This window comes from uncultured Lactobacillus sp., from assembly GCF_944327175.1.
Taxonomy (GTDB): Bacteria; Bacillota; Bacilli; order Lactobacillales; family Lactobacillaceae; genus Lactobacillus.
This window is the reverse complement of record NZ_CALVGT010000056.1, coordinates 1-5,392: the sequence shown is the minus strand read 5'-3', so window position 1 is coordinate 5,392 and position 5,392 is coordinate 1. Positions and strand designations below refer to the sequence as shown.

The 5,392-nt window shown below is 49.9% G+C and carries 4 protein-coding genes, 6 tRNA genes, 2 rRNA genes and 1 riboswitch; all 12 genes read left to right on the top strand.

From position 1 onward, the window contains the following. Positions 1–117, top strand: a 23S ribosomal RNA gene (locus tag Q0J41_RS07615); the annotation flags it as partial. 68 nt (positions 118–185) lie between these two features. Further along, positions 186–302, top strand: a 5S ribosomal RNA gene (gene rrf, locus Q0J41_RS07610). A 7-nt stretch (positions 303–309) separates the two neighbouring features. Further along, positions 310–382, top strand: a tRNA-Asn gene (locus tag Q0J41_RS07605). A 3-nt stretch (positions 383–385) separates the two neighbouring features. After that, positions 386–459, top strand: a tRNA-Pro gene (locus Q0J41_RS07600). 19 nt (positions 460–478) lie between these two features. Beyond that, positions 479–550: transfer RNA gene (locus Q0J41_RS07595), tRNA-Gly, on the top strand. Positions 551–585: 35 nt separating this feature from the next. Beyond that, positions 586–659, top strand: a tRNA-Arg gene (locus Q0J41_RS07590). Positions 660–661: 2 nt separating this feature from the next. Then, a tRNA-Val gene (locus tag Q0J41_RS07585) sits at positions 662–734 on the top strand. Between the two features lie 3 nt (positions 735–737). Continuing rightward, a tRNA-Asp gene (locus tag Q0J41_RS07580) sits at positions 738–811 on the top strand. A 157-nt stretch (positions 812–968) separates the two neighbouring features. Further along, positions 969–1,087, top strand: a riboswitch (FMN riboswitch). A 118-nt stretch (positions 1,088–1,205) separates the two neighbouring features. Next, the gene (gene ribD / locus Q0J41_RS07575) at positions 1,206–2,261 is read left to right on the top strand and encodes a bifunctional diaminohydroxyphosphoribosylaminopyrimidine deaminase/5-amino-6-(5-phosphoribosylamino)uracil reductase RibD (RefSeq protein ID WP_296228070.1); all 1,056 of its coding nucleotides are present in this window, start codon (positions 1,206–1,208) and stop codon (positions 2,259–2,261) included. Next, the gene (locus tag Q0J41_RS07570; RefSeq protein WP_296228068.1) at positions 2,254–2,868 is read left to right on the top strand and encodes a riboflavin synthase; all 615 of its coding nucleotides are present in this window, start codon (positions 2,254–2,256) and stop codon (positions 2,866–2,868) included. The genes ribD and Q0J41_RS07570 overlap by 8 nt, the downstream gene beginning before the upstream one ends. Positions 2,869–2,887: 19 nt before the next feature. Then, positions 2,888–4,066, top strand: coding sequence for a GTP cyclohydrolase II (gene ribA / locus Q0J41_RS07565; RefSeq protein ID WP_296228065.1), 1,179 nt, complete (start codon positions 2,888–2,890; stop codon positions 4,064–4,066). Positions 4,067–4,081: 15 nt separating this feature from the next. Beyond that, positions 4,082–4,546, top strand: a complete 465-nt coding sequence (gene ribH / locus Q0J41_RS07560) for a 6,7-dimethyl-8-ribityllumazine synthase (protein WP_296228063.1) — start codon at positions 4,082–4,084, stop codon at positions 4,544–4,546. The last annotated feature ends 846 nt before the right edge of the window (positions 4,547–5,392 follow it).

The window sequence follows — 5,392 nt, the reverse complement described above, 5'->3', positions numbered from 1 at the left end:
TTTCCCATTTCTTCAAGAAAGTAAGACACCTCAGAGACGATGAGGTAGATAGGCCGGGAGTGGAAGAGCCGCGAGGCTTGGAGCGGACCGGTACTAATCAGTCGAGGACTTGACCAAAAGAGCAAAGTAATGAGGTTTTGACTTGGTAAGAGATATTCAGTTTTGAGCGTACAAGCTCAAAAGAGTGCGGTGGCAATGGCAAGAAGGATACACCTGTTCCCATGCCGAACACAGCAGTTAAGCTTCTTAACGCCGAAAGTAGTTGGTGGGAAACTGCCTGCGAGGATAGGAAGCTGCCGCGCTCAATATTCCGCCTTAGCTCAGTTGGTAGAGCGCTTGACTGTTAATCAGGATGTCGTCAGTTCGAGTCTGACAGGCGGAGTACCGGGAAGTGGCTCAGTTTGGTAGAGCACCTGGTTTGGGACCAGGGGGTCGCAGGTTCAAATCCTGTCTTCCCGATCTCGCATTAAGCGAACATGCGGAAGTAGTTCAGTGGTAGAACATCACCTTGCCATGGTGGGGGTCGCGGGTTCGAATCCCGTCTTCCGCTTAACGCAGCAGCGTTAGCAAACAGAATACTCCAGCGCACCCATAGCGCAACTGGATAGAGTGTCTGACTACGAATCAGAAGGTTGTAGGTTCAAGTCCTACTGGGTGCATCGGAGGATTAGCTCAGCTGGGAGAGCATCTGCCTTACAAGCAGAGGGTCACAGGTTCGAGCCCTGTATCCTCCATATGGTCCATTGGAGCAGTGGTCTATCTCGCCTCCCTGTCACGGAGGAGATCGCGGGTTCAAATCCCGCATGGACCGTAATTAAAGCAACGACTTAGGTCGTTGCTTTTTTTCTTTTCTCTTGCTTTTTATTCCCATGGAATTGCTGATTGAAAAGAGGAGAAAGATAAAAAATATCTTCTTCTTACTTGACAGGGCTTTCAATTACAGGTAACATAGGAAACGTGAATTGAATAATGTTCTTCGGGGCAGGGTGAAATTCCCGACCGGCGGTAAAGTCCGCGACCCGCGTTATGCGGTTGAATCCCAGGTGAGGGTACCGATAGTTAAAGTCTAGATGGGAGACAGAACGATACAATTTTTACTATATCGTATCGCTTATTTGGTGATGCTAGTATTTAATTTTGATATCGATTATTAGGCCTCGAGGATTTCCTCGGGGCTTTTTTCGTGCAATGAAAGGAGTGATTGGATGGCATCAGATGAAGAATACATGCGTCTGGCGATTGCCGCGGCCCGCAAGGCTGGCAATGCTACCTGGCGCAATCCAAGAGTCGGCAGCTGCCTGGTCAAGGACGGCAAAGTCCTGGCGACTGGTTTCCACCAGCATTACGGCGGCTTCCATGCTGAACGTGATACCATCTCCAAATTGACTCCGGAACAATTATCCAATTCCACTATTTACGTGACTTTAGAGCCTTGCTGCCATTACGGCAAGCAGCCACCCTGCACCCAGCTGATTATTGACAGCGGGATCAAGCGGGTGGTGGTCGGGGCAACCGATCCCCACTCTCTTGTAACGGGCAAGGGTATTGCTGCTTTGCGGCGGGCGGGCCTTGAAGTAAGCACTGGTATTTTGGCAAAAGAAGCAAGTCAGCTGAATGACCACTACAACTACTTTTACCAAACAGGTCTGCCTTACGTGACTTTGAAACAGGCCATGACCCTGGACCACATGTTGGCGAAAAAGGGTGAGCGGACCGCGATTACTGGGGCTGAGGCCTGGACCCGGGTCCACCAGGAACGGGCTGGCTACCAGGCTGTCTTGATCGGATCAGAAACGGCGATCATCGACGATCCTTTACTTTTGACCAGCGAGGACCTGGTTTACCCGCCAGTCAGAGTTGTGCTGGACCGGCGAGGCCGGCTACTTGAGCACTTGGATTTACGCTTATTTTCCGACAAGCGGGCTGAGACCTGGATTTTGACGGAAAATCCGGCTTTCTTGGAGCAGAAATTTCCAAGTCATGTCAAGGTCTTTTTACTGCCGGATGGAAAAATCTCGACCAGCATAAAAATTCTGGCTGACCAAGGCGTGCAAAGCATTTACGCTGAAGGTGGTGCGCGTTTGCAAGAGAGCCTGCTGGCATCGGGCCTGGTCAATGACGTGATCAGCTATGTTGCTCCCCGCTTTTTGGGCCGGGGGACTGAAGCAGCCATAGCCGCGGAAGCACTGGACTTGAAAAATGTCCAAACTGAGCAAGTTGGCGACGATGTAAGAATCTATGGGAGGATCAAGGATGTTTAGTGGTTTGGTAAGTGGTAAGGCGCGGATTCAGCGCCTGGATCAGGAAGGCAAGACGATCGTTTTGACGGTCAAGACGGTCCCGGAAAACCTGGCCGGGGTAAAAATCGGTGACTCGATCGCGGTCAATGGCTGCTGCCTGACGGTGGAGGCTTTTTCTAAAGACAGCTTTACGGTAACCATGATGCCGCAGACTTTTGACAAGACGACTTTCAAAAATTTGCAAGAAGGCGACCAAGTGAATATGGAACGCAGCGTACCAGTAGGTGGCCGCTTTGAAGGGCATATCGTGAGTGGCCACGTTGATGAGACAATCGAAGTTGTTGACTTGAAGCAAAACGAAAATGCTTTAGAGCTCCGCTTTTTCCTGCCGGACCGCTTGAAAAAGCAGGTCGTCCCGCAAGGGTCAGTCGCTATCAACGGGACCAGCTTGACGGTGATGAACACTGGAGAAGACTGGTTCTCAGTTGGCTTGATCCCCCACACCCAGGATGAAACGAATTTATCTAGCTTGCAAGTCGGCAGCCAGGTCAACCTGGAAACTGACGTGCTGGGCAAGTATGTGGAAGCTAATCTGGCGGCTTTTTTAAAAAATGAATTGGACAAGTAGAAAACACGAGGAAATAAAGATGGATGTCAAAAAGATTCAAGATGCAATTACCTGGATGAAGCAGGGCGGACTGGTGATCGTGGCCGATGATGAAGACCGGGAAGCCGAAGGGGACATGATCGGTTTGGGTAGCAAGGTTACTCCGGAAAAAATCAACTTCATGACCAAGCATGCCCGGGGCCTGCTCTGCACCAGCATCGGCCGGGAGATCGCGGAAAGACTGGAACTGCCGCAAATGTGGCAGGATAACACAGACCCGTTCGGAACGGCCTTCACCGTTAGCGTTGACTACAAGACGACGACTACAGGGATTTCTGCCTATGACCGGGCAACCACGATTAAGGCTCTGGCAGATCCGGAATCCAAGCCAGAAGACTTCTTCAAGCCGGGCCACTGCTTCCCGCTGGTCGCTAAAGACGGTGGCGTTTTGGAAAGAAACGGGCACACGGAAGCATCAGTTACCCTGGCCAGACTGGCTGGTGAAGCAGAAGTAGCTTACATCTGCGAAGTGTTAAAAGAAGATGGGCACATGGCCCGGCGGCCGGAATTAAAGCAAATAGCTAAGGAATACAGCCTGCCTTACTTCACGATCGCTGACTTGCAGGAATATTGCCGGAGCTTCGCGAGTAGTCGCCCAGAATTCGTAAGATTGCCAACTGATTACGGCGAATTTGAAATCAAGGATTATGGCGGCGGCAACCTGGTAATCAAAAAAGGGGAAATTACAAAAGATGAGCCGGTCATGTTGCGGATCCATTCCAAGTGCCTGACCGGAGATGTCTTTGGCTCCAAGCGCTGCGACTGCGGCCACCAGCTTCACCAGGCCATGCGGCAGATTGAAGAAAATGGGTCCGGGGTCATCCTCTACCTCAACCAGGAAGGGCGGGGGATTGGCCTGACCAATAAGCTCCGCGCTTACGCCCTGCAGGACCAGGGGCATGACACTTATGATGCCAATCTCATGCTCGGTTTTGCCCCGGATGAGCGTAAGTACGACATCGCCGCCAAAATGATTGAGGACCTGGGCATCAAGCAGGTCCAGCTTTTGACCAATAATCCGGACAAGATCAAGCAATTGGAAGAAGCCGGGGTGGAAATTACGGACCGCCTGCCCCTGGAAATGCCGGCTACGGCTGAAGACCGCCGGTATCTGGAAACCAAGCGGGACCGCTTTGATCACATGTTGGTTAATTTATAGCAAGGGAGAAAAATAATGACGGTAGTTCAAGGTGATTTTAAAAATGTTCATGGCAAGGTAGCGATTGTGGTGTCCCGCTTTAATGAGCTGGTAACCAAGAGCCTGGCAACCGGCGCGGCAGAGACCTTGGTTAAGTTTGGGATTGAAGAAGGAAATATCGATACTTACTGGGTGCCGGGTGCTTTTGAAATTGGTTTCGCGGCCAAAAAGCTGGTCGATTCCGGCAAATACGACGGGATCATGACTTTGGGGGCGGTGATCAAGGGTGAGACTGACCATTACGCGATGATCATCAATAACGTGACCAGCGCGGTCATGCAGCTGAATTTGGCGGGCAAGGTGCCGGTGACTTTTGGCATGCTGACGACGGAAAATATCGACCAGGCCATGCAAAGATCCGGCTTGAAGGCCGGCAACGAGGGTAGCGCGACCGCCCAGAGCCTGCTGGAAATGATGAGCCTGCAGGAAAAAATCCGCTAAGAAGCAGGACTTGCAAGCGCTTAACTTTTGTGCTACTATTCTAAGTAGAGAAAGTACTTTCGAAGTCGTAACGAACCTTATGGAAAGGGCGTATGCGAATGATAGAAAAGATGGTTGATGAATGAGCCTCTTGAAAGGGCGTATTTGTCAGTTTGCTGTCAGCGGGATCAAGGCTAAGGCAGCAGTCGCGTTTTAGCGGGAAAGCCTTCCGCGCAAAGGTGTTCTGTTTGTACACGGCGACTGAGCCGATCAAGAATGACGACTCGCTTGATGGTTTTGCAATAAAATTGAATATTATGGCACAAGGGACTTCGCGTTAGTGTTGAGACGCGGGGCCCTTTTCCGTTTGAAGAAAAAATTCTAACTTTTTTCTTCAGGCAAAACGGAGATAATCCGAACTATTCTTTCTAAGAGGGATAATTTATCCTCAAAAGTAAAAACAAAGCTGAAACTATATCCAAGTGCTTTTGTTACAACTCTGCCGGCTGTACCTAGTATAAGTCGAATAAAAAGGCCGATTTGACCTTTCGAAAATAACGAGTATACTAATATTTGTTGCCGCGGCGAAGAAGGAATTCGCCGGAGACACGAAAAAGAAAATATCGAAAACTTGTTGACAAGAAGTCGACAAGCGAGTAAGATATAAAACGTTGCGTCACTAAGACGCAAGTTGGTACTTTGAAAACTGAACAAAGTTTCGCAGTGTGCGGGTCAAACATTGTTTGATCCAAACAAATAAGCGAAGTCAATTCGCAAGCAAATAATCTGGAGCAGATTAAAAAAGCTCAATTTTCAAATTGAGAGTTTGATCCTGGCTCAGGACGAACGCTGGCGGCGTGCCTAATA